Here is a 24,148-nt window from a genome sequence, read left to right as displayed (position 1 = left end):
TATCTATTTTGTTTTATTTGAGCCATCAAAGATTTATTTTTGTATATATTTGCTCAATGTTGTGATTTTACTAGCAGTAGTAGTAGTAGTCAAATTCCCTGATCCAAAGGAAAGTAGTATCATTACATCCGTTGACATCTAAACTTGCTAGGTTTGCGTCAACCAATTGTTCATTTATGCTTTTTTCAGAGTTGATATCGGACATGTTGCTTGTTTGACAATAAACAATTCCAGATAATTTTGTCAGATTCATGGACGAATCTGTGTCGTTAAATCTAGTATAATCAGATACTGGTAATATGATTACAGGAGAGCGAATTGGACATACTACGGACATATAGTGAACACCGTCCTCATGAGTAGTTTGATCGGTAGAATTTGGATAGATAAATGCAAGTGAGACAACTAAACTGCCATTTACTCCCACAGTAAAATTATTGCTAATTTCCGTTACTTTTCCAAAAATAGGTTTCTTCTGTATGTCGTCGTCATAAGCAGCTGACATTTGTACCCTGATATCTGGCAAATGAATAAAGTAAAACGAAGAGGCCAAACCCATCGAAATTAAAACGATGATAAAAAATATTTGTAGCAACATCATTTCAGGTTAGGAATTAACTAATCAAATTTTCGAATAAAAAAAACAACACATTGTTAATGGCTCATCTGACACTTTATCGAAGAAAAAAGTGTGTGTTGGTGATTATTGCTGCTCATTGTTTGTTTTTACATGCGTCTCCAAAAACTTGATAGTTTTTTGCCATGCATCTTTTAGCTCATTTGGCGCAAAATTATCTCCAGTTGGATTTGCAAAGGCATGTCCCACTCCTTCATAAATGTGGATTTCGTTTGTAATGTTGTTGGCGTTTAATGCCTCTTCGAATTTCTTTACCTCTGAAACGGGGATAGACTGATCTTCACTACCAAATATCCCTAGGACCGGTCCCTTTATCTTTGACAATTGTTGTTCATCGGTTACTAGATTGCCATAGTAAAGCACTGTGGCAGCCAGAGGACTAGATGGATCGGTATTAAGTGCAAGCTGAAGAGCTTGGCCTCCACCAAAGCACCATCCTATACTGACTATCTTTGATGAATCAACAGTATCAAGGGATTTCAGATACTCCACCGCTGCAAGCAAATTTGAATTGGAGGCGTTTTGATTTTCTCGTGCACTTGTAACCAAGCTCATCGCCTCATCTGGCGAAGTAGCAACCTTGCCATTGTACAAGTCAACTGCTAAAACTACATAACCTTCCTTTGCAAGCTCGTCTGCCATGTTCTTTATGTTGTCATTTAGGCCCCACCATTCATGAACCATCACAACAGCAGGTAGTTTAGAGTCCGATGCATTGCCTCCTTCCTCAGCAGCAGTATTTTCTGGATATACTAGATACCCATTAGTATTATTGAAGTAAACTACATCTTCATTATGAAGACCGATTGTATTGTTTGAAAGAGTTAGTGTTCCATTTGAAGATACAAAGTTGTCTGATTCTGTATTATTATTTGAGGATGCGACAAATTGATCATTGTTGCTACTAGTATTGGTGTTATTCTGTGCATATACTCCGGGCAGGTTCGGGGCAATTATCATGGATAAGAGTAGGACTGTGAGGATTGAAAAAATAGGTCCACTTGTATTATTTTTTTTTGATTGCATGAGTAATAGTGGTTTTTGAATTATTTTAACATTGTTCAGGTTCAATTAGATAGAAATAGTTACAGTAAAAATTGAGCGTGGATACTTGCCGAAATTGCATCGTTATCTTGGACTACGATGAAATATTGTTGTGCATGTCTTACCTATTCCTTGTCTCCAACTATGATCTTTAAGGGGTAGAATATCTAGTATAATACATAATACTTGATGACTAAATAGGCATGATGAAACGTATCCCGTGAACCGACACGATAAATTTCTAATAGATAAATTCTTTAATATCCTTTATTTTACTGGACCTACCTCGTACTTTTATACTGTACTATTGTTGTTAGATACAACCAACCACCAAATCTATGATTTCCCTCTTCATCTCACCGTTTTTAAGAATAGAGTCAGAAATCTTTTTGAACTTTGGTAAATATGTATGAATATCTTTAATCATACTATTAATGACGTGGCGGATTTTGATATTCCTATATTACTAGCTGGCCCAATTATTCGTAGAGTCGATAAATCAAAGATATGTATATGGATTTCAACTAGTAAGAATGTACGGGCTAGAATAAAGATATTTAGGATCATAAAGACTATCAATGGGAACAGCAGAAACAGCAGAAGTGGTAGTACTTTTAATGAAAATCTGTCTTATGATAGAAACGACACTTTATCGGATGTACAACAGCCAAACTTACAATTGATAGGTGAAGGCGTTAATTCTCCTGTACAACTAGGGGACAATCTTTTTATAAATTTAATAATAGCGTCTCCAATTAAGCGCCATGATGATAATCGGGATTCTCAAAGCTTTACCAATTCAATAGAATTTCCTACAGACGAGTTACTGGCCTACGACGTGGAACTGATTTCTTCTTCAACAGAAACAGGACAGGTTGAAACAATTACTTTGAAGGATTTGGGGTTGTTGTCAGGAGAAAATAGTATAGTATACGGTCTTAAGAAGAACAAGGATGGTTCTTTGTCTAAATCTAAAGATTCTAATCATGATGATAGTAATGAACGATTTTATCCTTATCCACGGTTACCAATGTTTTATATCCCTGACACAGTGAGCGCCTCTTCTCTTAATGTATTGTACGGGTCATGTCGCAAGTTGCATGGTGATGAAGAGGACAGTCTTATAATCGGGGATAAAATAATACAGGATTTTCCTTATGATCTGGCAAAAAGACCTAGTGCACTATTCTTGATAGGAGATCAAATATATGCGGATGATGTTGCAGATCCTTTAATAGATCTTATAAAAGAACTTTCCACCAAACTTTTGGGCTGGGAAGAAGGAATTGTTGGTCTCGAAAGAAAACTTGGCGAATTAGTTAAAGGAGACAGGAGTGAAATAGTTAGTAAATATGCCAAATTTTCTACAGAGGTAGGAGACAATCACTTGCTTGGTTTTGGAGAATTTGCTGCAATGTATCTTGTTGCATGGAATCAACTACTTTGGCCCAAAAGATTTGATCAGGGCTCAACAAACGGTAATTCTGATTCTTCACCTCCTGCTACTAAGTATATGAATGAAATGAAAGAACTAGAACAAAGTCGACAAAGTCTATTTGGGATAAGAAGACTTTTTGCGAATATTCCTACATATATGATTTGTGATGATCACGAAATCACCGATGACTGGAATATAAATAAAAAATGGTGCAACGATGTAGAACAGAGCACTTGTGGTAAACAAATAATTTCAAATGGTCTGTTAGCCTATTGGGCATTTCAGGCATGGGGAAACGATCCAGAATCCTTCGATGACGAGTTTATACAAAAAATAAAGCAATATCTGTCTCTCACTAGGGAATTTAGCAGGTCTATATCACAAAAATATCAGGATCTATCGTCAACGTCTTTACAAACATCTGGGTCTGCAAAAGACACCGTTGAAAACTTCAAATCGGATCAAGAGATGGATTATCATTTCATAATGTCTAGAAATTGGACATTCGTAGCTCCAACTTATCCTTTATCGGTTTTTCTTGATTGTCGTACACAAAGAACATTTGTTGATGAGGAAGGGCCACCTTACTTGTTAAGTAGCAGCGCTTTAAATCATATGAAAAACATACTCACAAAATCTGGATATAGGAAGACTGATCCATTGATCTCGATCTCTCCTACTCCGGTTTTTGGTTTCGAACTTGCCGAAAGTGTCCAATACTTTTTGACATCTATATCTGGTTCTTATAAATGGGATTTAGAAACCTGGAGAGCTAATGAAATGGGCTTTGTCACTTTTTTAGCATTTTTGGCCAATAATTTTAATCCTTCTTATTGCATTTTTCTATCTGGGGATGTTCATTATGCATTTACCATGCAAGCACACTTCCAACGTCACAGACCTATACCAAATCAAGAAATAAAATCCTCCTTCTCCTCCTCCTCCTCCTCAGAAACAGATTATGACAATAAAATTCAATCTGCAATACCCGTAGCACAGTTAACTAGCAGTCCTTTTAGAAGTAATAGTCTGACAAACAGGATGGTGGCTATTTGGATCTTGAATTTGGTCCATAGAGTAATTGTCTCTAAAAAAAAATTATTTCACTTGAAGGGCCTAGTAACGAAAAATACAAACAAGGTTCAGCGGATGGATTACGATTATTTTCGGATACTCCCTGATATTTATGATCTTAAAAACGGAATACGAAGAATCGACAAATATCGCTACAGCAGAAAACAGATAATTCATTTTTCAAGACATGGCAACCATAAATCTTTGTTAGAAAAAATTAAAGTAATTTCATTTAATCTAGTAGGAAGACATTTCCAAGCAACTAAGAATGAAAGAAATTTTATGGGAATTCCATGGACTGAACACAGGCTGCTTATAAAACCTAAAGGTCAAAGTACCATGCCCGTTTTGGCAAAAAATAACATAGGACATGTCTATTTGGATTTGAATTCTAAGGCAGTAAGACACACACTTTATTTTCTAGATAAAGGAAATATAGAATATAGCCAAGCGTTAGTTTGCTTCTAATGATGTGTACAAGGTGTAGGTTTATCCTTTATTGCATTATAAGATAAATATAGATGAACTGGGCAATTACTACACTATGCAAATATCATCAGAAATGATAAAGGCCCTCAATGAACAAATTTCTCATGAAGCATTTTCTGCAAACGCATACATAGCAATCGGATCCTGGTGTGAAAGAATCGGATACGATGGAAGTGCGAAATTTTTCTTTGAGCAAGCCGCCGAAGAAAAAGACCACATGCTAAAGTTCATTCACTATCTAAATAATGCAGGATATGAAGCGGTGATTCCAGCCATTGAAAAACCACCCGGAAGCTTTCAGTCCTTAGAAGCAGCCTTTCAATTTGGGTTAGAGAGCGAACGCAAAGTTACTAAAGAGATTTATGAACTAGTTGATATAGCCGCAAAAGAGAAAGATTATTCCACTTATTCGTTTTTGCAATGGTTTGTAACCGAGCAAACCGAGGAGGAGACATTGTTTCAAACAATTCTTCAGAAATTTGAATTGCTCGGCAGAGATGATAAACTGGCTATTTACCAGATAGACCAGAATTTATCTGCAATAAGGTCTCAGGTCTCAGCAGCCCCGAAATAATAAGACAAATACCATATCTATTTTTTTTAATAGATATTATTTTTGGTAAGTATGTCATAATTTTTTCGATTCCTTATTTTATAAATTGTTTTTTAATTGTAATCATTAAATCCTTTTGAAAATTTTATCTAATATTGGTATTTGTAGATGATTTGTCTTAGCATAGCATTGCAGTAAGTAAAGAATGGATAGTTCTAAGAATGGTCTACAGTCTGAAATCACAATATATCTACATTTCATCGACTAGTAATTTACGGAAATAACTGTCAATGACAAGTCGAAAGTACATCATGTTTCTGGAGATATCAAACCCCATTATAGAATACTACTAAAACCAATGAAATACATAGATGGTATATTTTTGGCGCTTATAGATCATAAAATTACGTATTTGTCAATCATACAGGAAACTCATTGGAATTTATACTATTAATATTATTGATAATTGTCTCTTAATTCATAATTGTTAGTTAGTAATTCTTTGATTAACTATGCTAAAGCATATTATTGAACCTAGACTGCTTTTGATATTTCCGTTTATTGGATTAACAATATTCCTTCTCTTTTTCTCTTTTTTTTCTGTTCCTCTTGCCTTGGCTGCTTACTCTAAGGCTTCTCCTAACTCCGATGGACCTGAGATTATGGATGCTTCTCTTCAAGCCCAAACGGTCGTTGATGAACTGGATTTTCCTACTAGCATGGCCTTTATAGGAGAAAATGACATATTGGTAACAGAAAAAAATACAGGCAAAGTAATTCGAATTTTGAATGGAGAGATTATGGATGATCCCGTGATTGACGTCCCGGTAGCAACTCAAATTGAGCGTGGTCTATTGGGGATCGACGTTTCCAAAAACTCTGGTGCTGGCAAGATTTTTGTATTTCTTTTTTATACTGAATCTGGAAATGGCGAAGATGCAAGCGATATCGAAAAAGGTGTCGATCCATTAGGCAATAGACTTTATCGATATGAAATGGTTGACGGTAAATTGATAAATCCGTTACTTTTGCTTGATTTGCCAGCTGATCCGGTCAAAGAAGGTAGGACTGATCACAATGGTGGAAAGGTGGTTGTTGGACCCGATAATAATGTATACTTGATTGTAGGCGAAGTGGGTGGACACAGGACACAGGCCCAGAACGTAGAAGATGGTCCTGCACCAAATGGTTTAGGAGGCATTTTGAGAATTACGCAGGATGGAAAAATTGTAGATCCAGATAACCCTATCTTTGGTGACCAAATACCATTGAATCTTTATTATGCCATGGGCATTCGTAACAGCTTTGGGATGGATTTTGATTCTCTGACTGGTAATTTGTGGGATACAGAAAACGGGGCTTCTTATGGGGATGAAATCAATCTTGTTACACCTGGATTTAACAGTGGATGGGAACAAATTCAAGGATACGCTGAAAATAATGATCTCAAGAAGGAGAATACTGATAGCTCAAGTGGGAAGAACCTATTCCCCGAAAACTTGTTATACTTTGGGAACAGTCATTATTCGGATCCGGAATTTGTGTGGGTAAATACCATAGGAATAACTGATCTTAAATTCTTGGATTCAGAAAAACTCGGTAAACAATATGCCAACAATATGTTTGTAGGAGACATAAATAATGGATATCTGTATCGATTTGTTTTGAATGATTTGAGAGATGGTGTGATTATGGATGAACAAAGGTATGGCGGTAACTTGCAATCGTTGTCAGATAAACAGGTGGATGACCCAAGGGAAAGTCAACCCCTTGTGTTCGGAGAAGGATTTGGTGGTATAACAGACATTGAGGTTGGTGTGGATGGTTATTTGTATGTTCTAAGTTATAGTGGGTCTTTGTACCGAATATTGCCGTTGACTTAGATTCTTTTTGTATCTGCCAAACTTTTATTGATAATCCGTAGGAATGATTATTTGTTTAATTGAATGCATATACATACCTACCGAGGCTCTGCTAAAAAAATTTTACCAGAGGTTGGCCGTAATTAATTATTAGACCCGCAATGGCTCTGTTCATTTAGCGTCAAGTCTATAGCTTGAAGATGTCCTATCTCTTTTATGAATACTAGAAACAGAACACCTTCAAAATATGTGTATTATGGGTTGCATTTGTACTTTTCAGGCCTATCCTTAAGGAAAGCCTCGGAAAGATTGTCTCAGATGTATAAAAGAAACCATGTCTCCATCTGGAATTGGATTCAAAAGTACCAACCTAAGATTATCAAGACAAAACAAAGAAGGATATGTGAATTCATTGTAGATGAAACATTGCTTAAGGTTGGTTCAGAATACACGTGGTTATGGGTTGCAATAGATGCGAAAAGTAAGGAAATTCTCTCACTATCCATTTCTAAGGAGAGAAACATGTTTGTTGCGGAACGGTTTCTGTCAAACATAGTCAGAGACTATGGAAAGCATCCAGTTTCAACAGATGGTGGTACTTGGTATCCCATGGCTTGTCAATTCCTTAAATTAGAACACCATCTCCATTCCTCCTATGAAAAAAACTTGATTGAAAGAACAATGCAGTATATCAAGGACAGAACTGAAAGTTTCGATGATTACTTTCCCTGCAGGCTAAAGAACTGCAAACTAAAACACGTAAAAAACTGGTTGAACCTGTTTGTCGACTATCACAACAAGGAATTAAAACCTGTTAACTGAACAGAGCCCCCGCAATATAGGATATAATGTATAAATGACACCGTAATGCACTGTATACGTATTTTTTGTCATTTGTTATTATGGGTATTTAGGAACGGAAATTCCAACTTAATGATGGATAATAAATTATTAAATCTTTTTAGAATAGCTATTGTCAACTGTAATAGGTTCAACGTGAACCAGTGTGCTTTCATTCTGCTTACTTTTTCTTTATTGTTAAATTTGTATTTTCATTGTTTCATAAACGACAGAGTGGCCACAAGTCATTATATCTATACCTTCTAGATAACTAAATATGTTGGACTCTATCCCATAAAACGTAAAGTATCGTTAGATTTATACAAAAAAGATCATTTATTATTTATCTTTTTTGATTGTTTTGCCAAGAATTGTTTAATAAAGCCTGAATAAATAGGCAGAAATGATGCTAAAAATCTATCCATGATTTTTTTATGATTCAGCAGGTTAAATTACAGAGCAAGCAAGAGTGAATATGGGCTCAAAATACAGCATGGGTATTTCATTTTTCCTCCAGTCTCTTGTTGTCCTTATTATCATTGTCTCTACTTTCCTCTTCTTTGTTGTGGACTAGATTTATAAAAATTGGAAATGGGCTTTGGGTCGTTACTATTATCTTCCCATTAAGCCCTTCATTAATTTGTTTTAAGGTTTCCATTAAATAGTAGGATGTCAGGGTACAAAAGGTGTTGAAATTAGATGCTGCTTCACGGTAGCATTTTTCAGTTAGATCTTTATTATCATTTATCTCATGTATCAAGGTTTTGATGTTCTCAAGATCTGTTTTTCTTCTTTCAATTTCTAGATCTATATTTTTTAGACTCTAGTTTTTCTATAAACAAACTCCAATTCTGGATATTATTATGGTTCGTGTCGGTTTCTTTATTTTCTTGATTTATCTGATTAGGAGTATCAGAAAGAAAATCCTTGTTTCTAAATGCTACAACCAAGTTATTCATACCAATAATGTCTTCGTTAGTTACACCACTATTAGAAAGATGAAGTAATACAGGAGCTACCATACTTTGAAGCATTACGAGGCTTTCATAATTGGGAATTTTCTTTTCTATTTCTTTCATTTCTCCTTTTAGTTTGGAAATCTTGAGTTCAAAACCAAGTTTATCATCATATTGCTCATTAGTCCTTTAGAAATTTGGATGTGAGTTCGTTGATATCTATTTTATTAGCAGTCGATATTTCAACTAGGGTACCGTATAACCGTTTTTATTCTTTTAGTCCAAAACCAATATCATGTAATTTAAAGTATCCATGGCTTGCTGTGAAAAATCAAGCTGATGTTGAAGCTTCTCCATTTGGAAGTTTAAATTATCTCTGATCTTCGTCTTGGCTTTTGTTTCCTCTAATAGAAATTTTTTTTGTTCCAGCAGATTTTTTTGCGACTCAAAAAGGTTTAGTATTGTTATCAGGTTATATTTATAATTCTTAAACTCTGCAATAATGTTTGCAAATCGGGCTATTTCATTTTCTAGATGTATGTTATGATTTGTCAATAACTCATATTTTAAAGCATTATACCAGTTGCAATAGGATGTGATTTCCTTTTCTTTTTCGATAGTACTCTTGAGGCTTGTTGAAACGTCAGTTTTTTGTTTTAATAAGTTTTCAATATCATCACGAATCATCTTCTCTGTCTCTTCTAATTTCTCTATTTTCTTCTTTTTTAGTTCTATAAAATAGGACATCTTTGAAATGAATGGGATAAAGTTTGTATCTTGGATTTTGTCGGGGAGAACAGATGTAGATACAAGATCCCCACCTTCTGTGTTATCGTAGATATTATTTGTATTTGCAGTTGAATAAAATTGAAACAGGTCATCTAGCCATTTTATTATATGATCAGGACTGATACCATTTACCCTGCAATTCCTATAGATTACTCCTAGAAAATGTGAAATCTCATTAATCGTCTTCTTGTCAGACGTTTTGGATAATTTTTGGTCCTCGTTTGTATGTCCTAACGAAGTATCATGATTTATTTGTGATTTTCCTAATAGCCCTGTATTGCATCCTAATTCTTGCACTTTGTTCTCGTCATCATTTAATATGTTTTTGTCAAAACCATCGTCTATAAAGAACTTTTTTAGTATTTGTGCTGTCCTAAATCCGATAACACATTGTTGCATAGTCATATCTGATTTTCTTACCTCTGAAGCAAAGGATCTAATTTCATATAGATTTATATCTAAATTTGACCGCCAAAAATCTACAATATTAAAAACTGATCCTTTAGATAAAGCCAGTTTCAGCAGATATTCTGTTTAGCGATGAACCGTGTAAATACTCTCGTATGATATGGGCTTTTAACTGGGAATTAATCTTGGTCAATAGGTGATTCAAGTATTTTCTCCCTAATATACATGGTCAAAATGATGGTCAATTAGTATAAGAAAGTGGTCAAAGTGGTTAATATATTGGTCAAATCCTGATGCTCATTTATACCAGGAAAATTAGAACGCATTAATCTCATTTTCATACTTATTAAAATGGTTATATGTTACATCTTGCAGCTTGTCCCCTAAATAACGATTTTAATTATCATTGGACAATGATCAAAAACCATTGATTTCTTTTGCCTTGCATCTTCAAATTCAAATCCCGCAAATTTGTCATCACCTGGTGAGGGTTCTTCGCAATAGTTTTTTGAGAAAGGTTTTCATCCATTAATTATCTAGACAAGAATATACTGTTTTGTTGCTACACAATGTCTAGATGACTCATCTTACATTGGCATAATAATGAGTCCATTATTTTACTAAGACAAAAATTAACTACAATTAGAAACTAGCTCCAATTGACCATCTCTTTAATATCTATTTTTACATTAGAATCGATTTATACAGCAGTTAATAGTTGATATCTAGTAATGTGATGTAACTACCCTCTGCATATGGAAATTCATCTTAAACACGATTCATTCAAGCGTGGAATAACCGGGAAGGAGTATACGGAAGTATCCTAATAGAGACAACGGTGTTGCTGTAATTCTGTTTTAGATATTGATCAAATTTAATTATAATATTTAATCAATTAACATGAACTGAGTATAACAATTTAAAGGAAATCTAAAAAAGATTTTCGAACCATACAATATAAGCACAGAATACAGTCACTCGCATTAGCAAGTGAAAGAGAAATACAATTTAAATCCAAAAATGTCTGAATTAAGTTTGTTTAAACCTAAAGTAAACTCTTTTGAATTGTTAATGGTATTTCAATTCTATCTTTATCAAATAGAATAGTATACGAATTTCTCGTTAATCTTAGAGGGTCAGTATCTGTTGTTCTTTTGTTTATTAGACCGATAAATATTTTCTAGCACAAACTAAACGAGGTTGAGGAGAAGTAATAATTTAATGCGTTCTAGCACCGGTTACTAAGCTAACCAAAGTGACCGGTATCCACCCAATCGGCTTTGATTATTGTCCACCAATCTACTGCAAGATCCCTCAGCACATACTCATAGGGCAAATAGCCATAGCCGTGATCGCCCCAACTTGTGCCCCAAGAATTACGTATAAGGATAGCTCCTATAGTCTCTTCACTGCAACCTTTATTTTCTATTTTTAGGTTGTCATCGTACCCTACCGCCATTACCGCATGTCCTCCAAGTACTCTTTCTGTGCTGCAGGGAAATGGAATATTACCTTTTGTCGAAGAGTTGGCATTAGAAGCCTGCTCAATTGATTCATGAACGGTAAAACCAAACATAGCTGGAATTCCCTTTGATAGATTGTCCTTTATTGTATATAGAAGAGTTTCCTTGGCGATGTTTGGTGTGTCAAGGCGGACATAATTAATTGCCTGATAGTTACTAGCAAAAGCATAACAAAACGCGGGTGGTTCTCTATCAAATTTAGATATATCGTATTTCCAATACTCCTCTGGCGGGACGCCAAATAATCTCAATGCTCCCATTGTACTTCGTAGGTATGCCCCTGTATCTCCTCGAAGCCGCAAAAGATTCCTTGTTACTTTATAAAGAAATAGACTAGAGGCATCTATGTGCTTTCCAAATGCCTTTCTTTCAAAATACTCTATCATTCCTACTCCTGCTTGTGCAGTACAGGAACCTAGGGTTTCCTGATCTTCAATGTGAGAACAATACGGTCTTATTTCGTCTGCTTTTGTTGGTAGAGAACGCTTTTTGCTCTTTGCCGTTGATTGAGTGGTGTCTACACCTACCTCCGAAAATAATGGCTTGACCTCTTTATCACCTAAGGTATAGTCTCTTATACTAGGATAATCTGGGATCCATCCTGTTCCTTTTCCATTAATTGTAGTTTGACTCATTTTTCTCATTTTTGTGCCACCGATGTTTTATATAAGGAATTTGCTGACACATGTGGGCCAATACTTTTTGTTACACAATTGGTCGATATGTAGAGATGATGCCAATATCTGTCAATTTATGGAGATCGAATATTTGAATACATAGTATCATCTATAAAATACTATTTGCAAAGATTTTGCAATTGGAGCATGGGATCCTCTCGAGGTATATGCCATAACGATACAGATTGATATGCAATAAAGTCATTTCCATTTAATGATAACATGTGATCACATGTATACGTTATATTGCATTGCTCTGTTTATCTTCTCTGGGAATGCAATCTGCCAACATAGCTCCCAATCATAATAGACTAGAAAAGGATGTATTGGTTCTGTTGATGATAGTTCTATTAACCTGCTCTAATAAGACATCTGTTTGTTATTTGTTGTTAGTATCATTATTATTATGAGAATGCCAGTTACTGTGACAATATTTCTTGGTTTTGGTCACTTTATTATATCATTCGGCAGTGGTTATTGTTACTGAGGATGAAAGTCCAAATAGTAATAGGCTAAGTAATAACAAACACAATCGAAATCAATCCATATTTAAAACTAGAGCCTACATTTTGACTTAGGTTATGGAGTCAATTGTGAAAACTTATCTTTATTAATTATTTTTGTCCCAATTTAACAATATTCTTGAGACCTATGTATTTTTATAATATGACATTTCATTAATGCAAATATATGGCAAATAATGTAGAAGATGACAAAAGTCACACAGCAATGAAAACAACCTTTGATTCTTCCACAAAGACACGTGCCGTGGATGAGGAGTTACTAAATGATGTCAAACGGTCAATTGCTGCCCGTCCATCGAAAGACGCGGAAGGTTATTGGAAAAAGATGGATAAACACTTTGAAGATATCTTGAATGATTCCAAAAAAGCATTCGAAATGAAGACAATCATAAACATAATGTTGGTAATTATAGGTGCGATCCTTATTGCGAACGCAATTACTTATGCTTGGTATAAAGGGACATCAGACGGTTGGAGTTTGTTTAGTGGAGGAATTGGTATGGGTGTTCTAATTTCAATGTTCTTTTACAAGTCCCAAGATGCTATAAGTAAGGCAGTTGCAAATTTATCTGTAGTTGACATGGTATTCAAGTCTCACTATCGTGCCTATGAATCTATAACTGATTATGATTATAAGGCTGATAATTCACTACCTCATAGGGAGATTGCAGATCTAAAAGAGATGCTGGAATTATTACAAAACAATACAAGGGCACATGTTGAATTGATTCAACAAGTGCAGTTAATAGAAACAACCAATTCACAAGACACAGATTTGCAAAAGAATGGTTAAGGACACAATATGTCTAAAGCTAAAGTAACACAAATCATTTATTATTCATGTCCTGGGAGTAGTTCTAAAACCGTTTTTGATTACATTCATCATCTTAACATAAAATCAATTTTTCATATAAAAGCTAATGAAAAGATGGTTAGAGGAAATATGTGATTGATTCTAGCGTTATTTTCAGGATAGTTTTACTGTATCAAACATTTCAATATAATATTACAAACTAATTTGGATTGAGAATTAGCAATAGATGCAGAAGAATTTCTCTTGATACGTATTTTGTTATAATTTCTACTTTGCCCAATTTCTTATCTAGATCACGTGTCAAATACCTAAGAAATGAAAGGAAGAAGAATTTTTTTTCTAACTTCAATCGCTGCACTTTAGCACGCATTGATTTGGACTCAACATCATAGTTGTTTCACCCTCTGATAGCGACATTTAGCGATGAATTCAAAAGTTTCTTATTCGATCATAATATTCCAGAATTCTTGGAGTAATGCCTCCCAGAATTCTGGAAATTACTTTTTTTATAGGGTGTATAAGCGAAAAGACAATTATTGATGTCTGTCCACATTGTTAACTTTTAGAATAACACCTTAGATACAAAATGAACTTAAGATACATCGAAAAGATCTCATTGTTTGTCTATTTGTACAGGTACACTAGATATACCTACTGACAGTGCTGTAGCGCAATTCAAACTGTATTACAACATATTTAACAAACAATGATTAGTCAAAATAGATTTAATTGATCGAAAGTTATTTGAAAAATAAAATAGAAATACAAATGAATCTTTACACAATAACTGATCAAGATATCATAATGTAGTAATATCGAATAAATATTTTTGTCCCGATACTTTGAGATATTGGGTATAAATTTAAATAGTTGGATATTGTTGAGAATATCACATGTCAACAGGAACAGATGTCTCACAGGATCAAGAACGTTTTCTTAAAGAAGGATGGGAATATGTAAAGCAACATACAGACTTAGTTGATAAGCTCTTGGCTTATTTCAAAGGTTCGGATTCACGTGATATTTCACCAGAACAAGACCAAGAAGTTCGTGCCATTTTTGAGCAAATTAAGAATGACGCTCAGCAAGGATCTAGGGATCTGACGTCAGAAAATATTTCTTCGGAGGATCAAGAACGCATCGCCATTGCAGGTTTGATTGCGGGTGCACATACAGCCTATAAAATCGCAAAGAATCCAGTAGTCCAAAGTACGGCCAAAAAAGCTTGGAAAGCGATTTCGAGTCTATTCTAAGAACATCTCAAACAAAATAATAAAATGAATAACAGAAAGGCCCTAACTATAGGAATCAACCAATACCAATTTTTTCCCCACTACACTTTACGCGGGTGTATTAACGATACAAAAAATATGTCTTCAGTATTAAAAGATTACTTGAATTTCAAAGATTCTGATATAACAGTACTCCAGGATTCAGAGGCAACGAAGGAAAATATTTATAAAAATATAGATTCGCTAATTAAAAAAGCACAAGACGGTGAATGTAATTATATAGTCATACATTTAGCAGCTCACGGTACACAGATACCTGATGTATCACTAGATGAAACTGACGACCTAAAAGATGAGGTTTTTACAACATATAATCTAAATGTAGAGGAAGGAAATTGGTCGTTAAATACTGTGATAGATGATGATGATTTCGGTAAAAAACTTTCGACCATACCGGAGAAATGTCTTTGTGAAGTCTACTTAGACACTTGTCATAGTGGTACTGGACTAAGATTATTGAGTCTAGATGAAATTCCCAGATATATTCCTCCTCCACGCGAAATTAACCGTGAATTATCTAGTCGTTCAGTTGAAAATCATGGATTGGCAGATACTTTAAAAGAAGAGGGAATGCCTCCCAACATAGTATTAATGACGGGATGTCAATCTGATCAAACAAGTGCTGATGCCAAAATTGAAAATGATTATCATGGCGCATTTACATGGAATTTATGTAATGAATTACGCAACTCAGGTAACCGATTATCTAGATATGAATTAATGAAAAATATTAGAAATGCGATGAGAGAGAGGTTTCGTCAAATACCTCAACTGGAAGGAGTAGCAAGTATTAAGGACGTGCCTTTAGGTCAATTAAAATAATAAATTTAATTTAAATTTCCAAAACCTGTAGTTAGTAACTCGGTAGCATACATCTTCGGCTCCATTAATAGAATCGTAAATTTTCAACCAAGTAAAGAAGGATATTTCCTAAGTAATATTTATCACCTTCAATTAGTACTATTGATTATGTTTCTTCATTCCGAGCTTTACTGGTCAAGAAAAAGAGTTGAATAATAAAGAAGAACAAAAATATAGTTTTTTGTATCAAGTTTCGAAAGTTTATTACTACAAAGATTCTTAATACATTGATGTAAAATTCTTATTTTGTTTTGAGTCTGGTTAAAAGTGGATTGAATCTAGGATATTATGTTTCTTTTTTGCTTGTGCTTTTGATAAATAGGATTGTTTACGACAATTAAGTTTGTTGGATTTTTAAATGATTGAGCTGGGTAATTTTGCTTCGTTTTACCTATCGTTTTGTGTGTGTTCCGCAAATATCCATATAGTATTTGGATAAATTGTATAGACCAATTTAAGGACAAAAAAAAATAAGGCGGTTTTATACAACTTTAGCATTTGCTATAATTTGGTATTAAATGCCTGCTATTAACACGATAATAATATTTGATTTAAATGTTGTATTATGATATTTAAGAGTAGTATTGAATAATAGTGGAAATACTATAATAAAGTACACAAAATCGTATATCTTTTTAAAATAGTTCTACACTAAGAATCATATTATGGATAATCCAGATAACTCTGATAAAAAGAAACTGGTAATAGATGAAAAAAATCGTGTCCAGGTAGTTGTAGAATATACTAAACCGAAAAATACTGACTCGCGTGATCTGACATTGACAAGAGATCTAATGCAACATGGATTTGAATTAGATACTGAATATGGAGCTATTCCTGTAACTTCGACCCCGGATATGGCCCGTAGCCTAGATTCCAGGGGAATGGATGTTGTAATTGTTAGGGGAAGGATTGATAGAAATAAGATAAAGAATCTCGAAGCTCAACCCAATGTGGTCAAGGTTTGGGAGGACACCGCTGGAATCAGACCCTTTGAAAATAAAGATGACGATTTCATTCAGATAAGTTCAGTCGACAGGGGGTTATGTCCTATACCTCCATGTGATTGTGATCCAGGCACTCCAAAGGGAACTATTCACGATGTGGCAAAGTATCTTGGGGTACATGAAATTCATGCAGATGGAATTAAGGGACAAAATATTGTCGTTGCCGTTCAGGATGGGGGAATTACAGCAGTGGGTAGACCTATAAAATCTAAGGATACAAACGATACAAATTGGCCAGGAAAGCTCATACCGAATGTAATCGATGGATCGACGTCTGATTGGGGTACCACTGGTGTAGATTGGGACTGGCACGGGAATATGTGCGCAACGGATGTTCTGGGAATTGCTCCTGATGCAAAGCTTTATGACCTTAGGATAACTGGGGACACATTGTCAAGTGCATATAAAAATTTCGACTGGGCTATAAATAGACATAAGTTAGATGGTACTCCGCACATCATTACTAATAGCTGGGGCTATTACCAGAAAGAATGGGATCCAAACTATACTACAAACCCCGATCACTTTCTAACTAGGAAAGTGATAGAAGCTATTAATGAAGGGATAATCGTTCTTTTTGCTGCTGGAAATTGTGGGGGCAATCCATGTGCAGATAACAGATGTGGATCCGATACTGGTCAAGGAAAAAGTATTTGGGGTGCAAACGGACATAAGCAAGTAATTACGGTTGCAGCCGTTAACAAGAATGAACAATATGTTGGTTACAGCAGTTGTGGACCCGCCGCCCTGGATCCTAATAAACCAGACTTTGCTTCCATCACCCATTTCACAGGCTTCTTCGATAGTGATAGTGGAACTTCAGCTGCAACTCCAATAGCTGCAGGTGTTATTGCATTACTGAAACAGAAATCCCCATCAGTTAATCAGGGTGAAGTCAAGAATGTTCTAATGACTACTGCAAAAAACAAAGGCGGGTCTGATTTGAAGATTTTTTTGGGCGCGGGTATAATTCAGGCAAAAGCCGCATACGATAAGATATCAAAAAAAACGGTTGTTCTTACCCCACTACCTCCAGATGAACTGAGGAATCGTTCCAATGGTGGAAGTGGTCCGCTAGTTTTAAACGATCCTAGGTCTATGCTGGTTAAAAATCTTCAAACCATTTTAAAAAAACTTGGATATGATCTTGGGAATTTTGGACCCAATCATGATGGGATAGATGGGAAATTTGGTAATAAAACACATGCTGCGGTTGTAGAATTTCAAAAGACTCACAAAGACATAAATGGTAATAAACTTCAAACTGATGGCAAGGTCGGAAAGCTTACAGCTGAAGCTCTAAATAATTCAGTAGGTATATAAAGGAAGGTTAAAGAGCATTTCATCATTTCCTTACATAATTTAATTTTATCTCTGATTTTTGTTAATAGTAAAAATATCCATATTAAGAAACCGATCGAAATTCTACTGTCTGAAATGTAGTTAGATTCCTTTATACTACACATACTTAGTAACAATATATTGCAAATTAGAACACCATTTTAAGGTTATGTTACAAATCAATAATCTAAAATAAACCATACCGAATTAAAATTATTCTAAACCTGGGATAACCTGCAATAATTTGAAAAAATCTTTCATGAAGATCGGATTGGTGTATAGTGCTTGTTTAGATAAAATGATCTACCTGGTATATCAAGATATTAATCTATCGAGATTATCTGAATAACTTTTGACATCAATTATGACTTGTGTATTATTATGGCTTAATCAGTCACCTACTATACTTTAATGTGGTAATATAAACATAAATTATATATTATATAAAGATGGTGTTCTAGCCAAATTTGGTCATCATGATACATGCCAAATAAGCCATACCTTCTGCTGCATTGTGATGACACGTCGCCTACAATTGAGATAAACCACTTCATTTCAGGATGGTACCTAGTATAGTAATATGAAGAAAAATGCTTTGATTAATCATTTGTCATCTTCTATAAGCATAGATTGTATTAACAAATACAGGTCACTGGCGCTTATTTGCATCTAATAGGAAATTATAGACATTTAAAGGTCTAAATTACCAAAATCCTAAATAGATAAATAATGGTGATCCCTTCATAAATTTTATGTACAGGTTCTATCCAGGAAAGGATAAACTAATTGGCCTGATAATGTTGACTGGGTTATGTTCATTGATGACAATCACGTTATTCGGTAATATGGAAATTATGCCAGCCCTAGCTAACTTTTCGAACATTTATAACAATTTCTCTGAAGTTGAAAGTGACGTTACTTTAGTGATGAATGATGGAGAAATTAGTCCAACTAATTGTGATTACAATAGATAGGTGATTGTTATGATTATAAGAATGGGATTGCCTATGTTTGGATCGAGAACGGTACAGCAACCTTGCCTCAACATTTCGGTGGAGATAGGAATTACACGGTTAGGGAAGGTTACTCCGTTATACCCTTAAGTAATAATGCTGAAAAGTAAGAAAGAATTAATTATAAACCCACATCCCATTTTCAACTAGAATCTTATGATATCCGATCGTTTAATTTGATGAACGATATACCATGCTGATACAGCTTAGATAGAAATTTGGAATAAAAATCACATACAGATTTGCATTCAGCAATACATTCATGAGTTAAACTCTGGCATTTGCTTTCATCTGCTATCAATGACCTTACTGTTATAGGCTATATTCATCATTACTATGTGACGTTTTTATCGATCAAGATTTTAACCTTGAATACAAAGTAAATTAAAAAACAAAAGAATTGAAATCGAACCTTGCCGATCCTTGATCCAATCAGAGAATGCTCTTTATCATTTAAGGGATTACAAAGAAGCTATTCTATACTTCGATAAGTGAATTTGGCTGAATTCTAATTGTGCACACATGTTGAATAACAGGAGTTTCTAAAATATATTAATCGAAATGAATAAGAAGAAGCCATGTAATGATTTGGAATCGACAAAACATTAAAGGAATGCAATCACTTAACCTAATCTGGATCTTAGAATGATATGTTACAAAAATTAATCATTCCCTCAATTTCTTCAGGAGATCCTTAAATACAAAACCACATTTTACCTATGAATAAAAGAACTAAAGACACTCTCTTATTCGTCTAAAATAATTTAGTGAAGAAATTCGAGAATTTGAAAATGCTATTGGTAAGACCTAGTATTTTACCCACTTGGTATGATAAACGAGTTTCATCATTTGTTTTAGGAAGATATAATGAAGCTATAGTATGTTTTGGAGGGGTATAGATTTAGAAATCTTGATTAATAAAGTGACCCAATATTGTTGAATTTACTAACTTATCTATAAAATTTGTTCGATCAAGAACTGCAAATCTAACACTATTGTTTTCATGATAAACATGTTGCAACCCCTCTGCGGTGCCATGAAATTACTTCAAGAACTTTATCAGCAAGAAAAAGCTAATTCAAGGATAACTAATTCTGTTTTCTATAATTTAGCTGTGATACTCTTAATTTTATGGTTAATTTAGTAGGTCTGACTAAAGATACTCTGGAGCGATCCCTTCAAATTGACAATTCAAAGATGACTAATATACGCTTTGCATCTTGAAAAAACATATTTCATAATTTTATTCTAACGTATGTACTTGTCTATGGAATCGATAAATCTTGAAGAATTGTCACAATCATAATAAAAAATGGTTTTAACCATAAAGCAATCATAATCACACAATCCAAAATTTTTTTGTAATATCAGAGGTATATCAATTACTGAATAAATGAAATACATTTAATTTCTATTAAGGACTAAATCTTTAACTGTTCAATTAAAATTCCATATTAAAGTATCGTTAGATATTCATACGATATACTTTAACTTATTTTTCTTATTGAGGTAATTATTTAACAAGAATACGGAAAGGCAATAACATATTTCAATAAATCATTCTTAACTTTATTATCCTCAAAATTAAATATAGAAACTAAACAATGTTTTATAATTATTGTAGTCATTTCGAAAAACTCGACGTTGTATAAGCAAACATTTCTATATTGAATGTAGAAAAATGGTATCCAACCATTAATCGTCATTCTTTTTTATCGTCTATAAGTCCATCTTTAGTTTATTCAAATGCATTTGTGAATTTTCAATAAAGTTATTACCTTCTACTGTTATCATCTAATAAACAGATACTTTCAATTACTTCTTATTATGGTCCTTTACTTAAATTAGGAATCTGTTAAAACAACAAAAGTTGGTTATACCCTTCACAAGTTAATATGATTTTATAGACAAGAACTAAATATTATTGCTATTGTTCTAATTTATTCATAGGATACCGTTTGTTATTTAGGTGTAGTCAATAGTATTTTATATTCATATAATTACCTGTCAAAAATCTAATTTCCATTAAATGAGCACAGAGAACGTCTTTGTTAGTAAAAACACAACTAGAGGTCCTGAACAGTAGATTGAGATTCTTTAATATTTTATATTTCTATGATTTATCGTGATTCATTCTGATGATCCTGTCATTCTTTTGTATCTCTGATCAATATTTACCAAGAATTAACGAGTTATTAGGTACTTAAGAGTAGTTGTCCAAAACAACTTTCTTTTCTAAAATTAGAAATTAGTAAGTATTGAGTAATAGATAAACAGATCTTACCGTCTTAATCATTTGAAAATTTGTGTAAATATTTATAAATACATTTACTATTTCCATGTTATGGAAAATAATAGTGGTAAGAAGGTTTCTGAGGATCAAATTGGTAAAATGCCATCAGGTCTAGATGACTTTCACATTGTTGACAATACTGATAGTACGAGTCAAAGATCGGGTCAAGGAGCTGAGGATCAAATTGGTAAAATGCCATCAGGTCTAGATGACTTTCACATTGTTGACAATACTGATAGTACGAGTCAAAGATCGGGTCAAGGAGCTGAGGATCAAATTGGTAAAATGCCATCAGGTCTAGATGACTTTCCTTCAGCTGTACGGGACAAGGAAAGCGCTGAAGGCATTTGCAGAGAGTTTAGTGAAGGCACCGATACTAAAAAAGGATTTATATCTGGTAACACCTTTACCAAAAAAGAAGTAGAATATTCTGTCATTGATGGGGTGTCTATTTTTGAAGGTGATATCGCAATAAAAGTTACTGATAATGAAAATGCGACACCTAGCGACGATGGTGATACAAATAGAGCGGTTATAATACCTGGAAGTCAATTTCGGTGGCCAAATAACACAGTACCTTACGAGATTGATGGCGCCTTGCCCAATCAACAAAGAGTTACAGATGCTGTATCTCACATACAATCACGAACAGGTGTTCGGTTTATTATGAGAAATAGTAGTAATGCATCATCCTTCCCCGATTATATAAGATTTGAACGAAGGGATGGCTGTTGGTCATATGTGGGAAGGCAGGGAGGAAAACAAATAATCTCATTAGCTGATGGTTGTGGTACAGGAAGTACCATACATGAAATCTGTCACGCCCTAGGATGTTGGCATGAGCAAAGTCGTGAGGACAGAGATACTTTCATTAGAATCAATTGGGAAAATATTCAGGACGCAAATAGACACAATTTCAATCAACACATTACCGATGGAGATGACGTGGGGCAATATGATTATTGTTCAATTATGCATTATCCTGCAACGGCTTTTTCAAAAAACGGACAGCCTACTATCCAAGTATTAAGAACAGATCTTCCATGTGGTGCAGCAATAGGTCAGCGAAATGGATTAAGTGACGGTGATATAGCAGCAATTAACCTTATGTATCCGAGAGCCGGCTGGGGCACCAGAGGTGGAAAAATAACGAGTGAAATTTCTGTTGGCCGAAATAAAGATGGTAGATTAGAGATATTTGCAAGAGGAACAGACAACGCGCTTTGGCATACATGGCAGGTAGCTCCAAACGGTGGCTGGGTTAACGGCTGGGCCTCACGAGGTGGCATAATAACAAGCGATCCTGTAGTAGCCCAAAACGCTGATGGTAGATTGGAAGTATTTGCAAGAGGAACAGATAATGGAGTTTGGCATACATGGCAGGTAGCTCCAAACGGTGGCTGGGTTAACGGCTGGGCTACAAGGGGAGGTAGGATAACAAGCAATATCGCTGTTGGCCGAAATAAAGATGGTAGATTAGAGATATTTGCAAGAGGAACAGACAACGCGCTTTGGCATACATGGCAGGTAGCTCCAAACGGTGGCTGGGTTAACGGCTGGGCCTCACGAGGTGGCATAATAACAAGCGATCCTGTAGTAGCCCAAAACGCTGATGGTAGATTGGAAGTATTTGCAAGAGGAACAGATAATGGAGTTTGGCATACATGGCAGGTAGCTCCAAACGGTGGCTGGGTTAACGGCTGGGCTACAAGGGGAGGTAGGATAACAAGCAATATCGCTGTTGGCCGAAATAAAGATGGTAGATTAGAGATATTTGCAAGAGGAACAGACAACGCGCTTTGGCATACATGGCAAACAGCACCAAGTAACGGCTGGGTTAACGGCTGGGCCTCACGAGGTGGCATAATAACAAGCGATCCTGTAGTAGCCCAAAACGCTGATGGTAGATTGGAAGTATTTGCAAGAGGAACAGACAACGCGCTTTGGCATACATGGCAAACAGCACCAAGTAACGGCTGGGTTAACGGCTGGGCCTCACGAGGTGGCATAATAACAAGCGATCCTGTAGTAGCCCAAAACGCTGATGGTAGATTGGAAGTATTTGCAAGAGGGGCAGACCATGCAGTGTGGCATATTTGGCAAACTGCACCAAACAATGGATGGTCGTTTTAGCAGGTCGCATTCAAATACTCTTCAACTAGAAACGAAATTTATCTTATTTGTTTTACTTTGACTACAATTTTTTGTCTAGACCTTTGTAAGGGAACAGGATAACTTTCCATGTTAATATAATCTCCTTGATCAATTTTACCGTTTCCATTAATATCAACATGAACATTAATTGTATAGGTTTTATCATCCTTTGATAATGGAGTGCTAATATGAAATTGCAGCACCTTCTTATCGCCTTCGGACCTAAACTTGACATTTCTTAGTATGTTCTGTGCTATCATTCTTGAAGGAGCATCGGCTCTACTAGTATCCTCGATTCGTACATATGTTGTTACATTGTCGATCTTGTTGTTATCATCTATCCAGATTTCTCCTTCAATTTGATAAGAATCTGTCAATATCTTCTAATTAATATACCGCTATTTTAATCTGAGTAAAATTATTACTATCATTGCATTAATTTTCCAATTCTACATTGGTATTTTGAAATATTAGCATCTCTATTCCAGTTGCTAGAGTTATTAGGTGCAGTAATCAATCTTGCCCTAATAAACAGGTAAGTCAATTGAAATTTGTCTTA

General features: G+C 34.8%; 17 protein-coding genes. 10 read left to right on the top strand and 7 right to left on the bottom strand.

Annotation, left to right across the window (positions count from 1 at the left end):
* Nucleotides 1–70 precede the first annotated feature (70 nt).
* Nucleotides 71–553: a hypothetical protein gene (locus NFRAN_RS02455; RefSeq protein WP_145987993.1), complete on the bottom strand. Its 483-nt coding sequence runs from the start codon at nucleotides 551–553 to the stop codon at nucleotides 71–73.
* Nucleotides 554–703: 150 nt separating this feature from the next.
* Nucleotides 704–1,663 (bottom strand): dienelactone hydrolase family protein, encoded by a 960-nt coding sequence (locus NFRAN_RS02450; protein ID WP_145987992.1) that lies wholly within the window; start codon nucleotides 1,661–1,663, stop codon nucleotides 704–706.
* A gap of 427 nt (nucleotides 1,664–2,090) precedes the next feature.
* On the opposite strand from NFRAN_RS02450, the gene NFRAN_RS02445 reads away from it, so the two are divergent.
* The 4 genes from NFRAN_RS02445 to NFRAN_RS02430 all read left to right on the top strand — a co-directional run bounded on the left by NFRAN_RS02445 (nucleotide 2,091) and on the right by NFRAN_RS02430 (nucleotide 7,919).
* Entirely contained in the window at nucleotides 2,091–4,661 is a 2,571-nt protein-coding gene (locus NFRAN_RS02445) for a hypothetical protein (RefSeq protein WP_134482923.1), read from the top strand.
* A gap of 76 nt (nucleotides 4,662–4,737) precedes the next feature.
* Nucleotides 4,738–5,256, top strand: coding sequence for a ferritin (locus tag NFRAN_RS02440; protein WP_134482922.1), 519 nt, complete (start codon nucleotides 4,738–4,740; stop codon nucleotides 5,254–5,256).
* A gap of 491 nt (nucleotides 5,257–5,747) precedes the next feature.
* Nucleotides 5,748–7,118, top strand: coding sequence for a PQQ-dependent sugar dehydrogenase (locus tag NFRAN_RS02435; protein ID WP_134482921.1), 1,371 nt, complete (start codon nucleotides 5,748–5,750; stop codon nucleotides 7,116–7,118).
* A gap of 195 nt (nucleotides 7,119–7,313) precedes the next feature.
* Complete coding sequence (locus NFRAN_RS02430) at nucleotides 7,314–7,919, top strand: DDE-type integrase/transposase/recombinase (protein WP_134482920.1); 606 nt, start codon at nucleotides 7,314–7,316, stop codon at nucleotides 7,917–7,919.
* A 520-nt stretch (nucleotides 7,920–8,439) separates the two neighbouring features.
* Here NFRAN_RS02430 and NFRAN_RS02425 read toward each other — a convergent pair.
* From NFRAN_RS02425 to NFRAN_RS02410, 4 genes are all read right to left on the bottom strand, one after another.
* Nucleotides 8,440–8,697 (bottom strand): hypothetical protein, encoded by a 258-nt coding sequence (locus NFRAN_RS02425; RefSeq protein ID WP_134482919.1) that lies wholly within the window; start codon nucleotides 8,695–8,697, stop codon nucleotides 8,440–8,442.
* A 34-nt stretch (nucleotides 8,698–8,731) separates the two neighbouring features.
* Entirely contained in the window at nucleotides 8,732–9,016 is a 285-nt protein-coding gene (locus NFRAN_RS02420) for a hypothetical protein (protein WP_134482918.1), read from the bottom strand.
* 153 nt (nucleotides 9,017–9,169) lie between these two features.
* Nucleotides 9,170–10,087 carry a hypothetical protein gene (locus tag NFRAN_RS02415; RefSeq protein WP_134482917.1) on the bottom strand — a complete coding sequence of 306 codons (918 nt, stop codon included), beginning with the start codon at nucleotides 10,085–10,087 and terminating at the stop codon, nucleotides 9,170–9,172.
* Nucleotides 10,088–11,336: 1,249 nt separating this feature from the next.
* Nucleotides 11,337–12,248 (bottom strand): C1 family peptidase, encoded by a 912-nt coding sequence (locus NFRAN_RS02410; RefSeq protein ID WP_134482916.1) that lies wholly within the window; start codon nucleotides 12,246–12,248, stop codon nucleotides 11,337–11,339.
* Nucleotides 12,249–12,980: 732 nt separating this feature from the next.
* Between NFRAN_RS02410 and NFRAN_RS02405 the strand changes: the two genes are divergently transcribed.
* The 6 genes from NFRAN_RS02405 (at nucleotide 12,981) to NFRAN_RS14105 (ending at nucleotide 23,568) form a co-directional block, all read left to right on the top strand.
* On the top strand, nucleotides 12,981–13,607 hold the full coding sequence (locus tag NFRAN_RS02405) for a hypothetical protein (RefSeq protein WP_134482915.1): 627 nt from the start codon (nucleotides 12,981–12,983) through the stop codon (nucleotides 13,605–13,607).
* Nucleotides 13,608–14,521: 914 nt separating this feature from the next.
* Nucleotides 14,522–14,881 carry a hypothetical protein gene (locus NFRAN_RS02400; RefSeq protein WP_134482914.1) on the top strand — a complete coding sequence of 120 codons (360 nt, stop codon included), beginning with the start codon at nucleotides 14,522–14,524 and terminating at the stop codon, nucleotides 14,879–14,881.
* A 24-nt stretch (nucleotides 14,882–14,905) separates the two neighbouring features.
* Nucleotides 14,906–15,742, top strand: a complete 837-nt coding sequence (locus tag NFRAN_RS02395) for a caspase family protein (protein WP_134482913.1) — start codon at nucleotides 14,906–14,908, stop codon at nucleotides 15,740–15,742.
* A 704-nt stretch (nucleotides 15,743–16,446) separates the two neighbouring features.
* On the top strand, nucleotides 16,447–18,111 hold the full coding sequence (locus NFRAN_RS02390) for a S8 family serine peptidase (protein WP_134482912.1): 1,665 nt from the start codon (nucleotides 16,447–16,449) through the stop codon (nucleotides 18,109–18,111).
* A 770-nt stretch (nucleotides 18,112–18,881) separates the two neighbouring features.
* A complete protein-coding gene (locus NFRAN_RS02385; RefSeq protein WP_134482911.1) occupies nucleotides 18,882–19,103 on the top strand; it encodes a hypothetical protein in 222 nt (73 codons plus the stop codon).
* Nucleotides 19,104–21,486: 2,383 nt separating this feature from the next.
* Nucleotides 21,487–23,568 (top strand): M12 family metallopeptidase, encoded by a 2,082-nt coding sequence (locus NFRAN_RS14105; protein ID WP_197731091.1) that lies wholly within the window; start codon nucleotides 21,487–21,489, stop codon nucleotides 23,566–23,568.
* A gap of 38 nt (nucleotides 23,569–23,606) precedes the next feature.
* On the opposite strand, the gene NFRAN_RS02370 is transcribed toward NFRAN_RS14105, so the two are convergent.
* Nucleotides 23,607–23,966, bottom strand: coding sequence for a hypothetical protein (locus NFRAN_RS02370; RefSeq protein ID WP_134482910.1), 360 nt, complete (start codon nucleotides 23,964–23,966; stop codon nucleotides 23,607–23,609).
* Between the last annotated feature and the right edge of the window lie 182 nt (nucleotides 23,967–24,148).

This window comes from Candidatus Nitrosocosmicus franklandus (assembly GCF_900696045.1).
Lineage (GTDB): Archaea > Thermoproteota > Nitrososphaeria > Nitrososphaerales > Nitrososphaeraceae > Nitrosocosmicus > Nitrosocosmicus franklandus_A.
The sequence above is the reverse complement of the archived record's forward strand: the minus strand, read 5'-3'. Positions and strand labels throughout refer to the sequence as shown.

Excerpts from the sequence above, each read along its gene's own strand:
- NFRAN_RS02450 (WP_145987992.1), bottom strand. The coding sequence starts at position 1,663 with ATGCAATCAAAAAAAAATAATACAAGTGGACCTATTTTTTCAATCCTC.
- NFRAN_RS02445 (WP_134482923.1), top strand. The coding sequence starts at position 2,091 with ATGAATATCTTTAATCATACTATTAATGACGTGGCGGATTTTGATATT.
- NFRAN_RS02440 (WP_134482922.1), top strand. The coding sequence starts at position 4,738 with ATGCAAATATCATCAGAAATGATAAAGGCCCTCAATGAACAAATTTCT.
- NFRAN_RS02435 (WP_134482921.1), top strand. The coding sequence starts at position 5,748 with ATGCTAAAGCATATTATTGAACCTAGACTGCTTTTGATATTTCCGTTT.
- NFRAN_RS02430 (WP_134482920.1), top strand. The coding sequence starts at position 7,314 with ATGAATACTAGAAACAGAACACCTTCAAAATATGTGTATTATGGGTTG.
- NFRAN_RS02420 (WP_134482918.1), bottom strand. The coding sequence starts at position 9,016 with ATGAAAGAAATAGAAAAGAAAATTCCCAATTATGAAAGCCTCGTAATG.
- NFRAN_RS02415 (WP_134482917.1), bottom strand. The coding sequence starts at position 10,087 with ATGACTATGCAACAATGTGTTATCGGATTTAGGACAGCACAAATACTA.
- NFRAN_RS02410 (WP_134482916.1), bottom strand. The coding sequence starts at position 12,248 with ATGAGTCAAACTACAATTAATGGAAAAGGAACAGGATGGATCCCAGAT.
- NFRAN_RS02405 (WP_134482915.1), top strand. The coding sequence starts at position 12,981 with ATGGCAAATAATGTAGAAGATGACAAAAGTCACACAGCAATGAAAACA.
- NFRAN_RS02400 (WP_134482914.1), top strand. The coding sequence starts at position 14,522 with ATGTCAACAGGAACAGATGTCTCACAGGATCAAGAACGTTTTCTTAAA.
- NFRAN_RS02395 (WP_134482913.1), top strand. The coding sequence starts at position 14,906 with ATGAATAACAGAAAGGCCCTAACTATAGGAATCAACCAATACCAATTT.
- NFRAN_RS02390 (WP_134482912.1), top strand. The coding sequence starts at position 16,447 with ATGGATAATCCAGATAACTCTGATAAAAAGAAACTGGTAATAGATGAA.
- NFRAN_RS02385 (WP_134482911.1), top strand. The coding sequence starts at position 18,882 with ATGTACAGGTTCTATCCAGGAAAGGATAAACTAATTGGCCTGATAATG.
- NFRAN_RS14105 (WP_197731091.1), top strand. The coding sequence starts at position 21,487 with ATGGAAAATAATAGTGGTAAGAAGGTTTCTGAGGATCAAATTGGTAAA.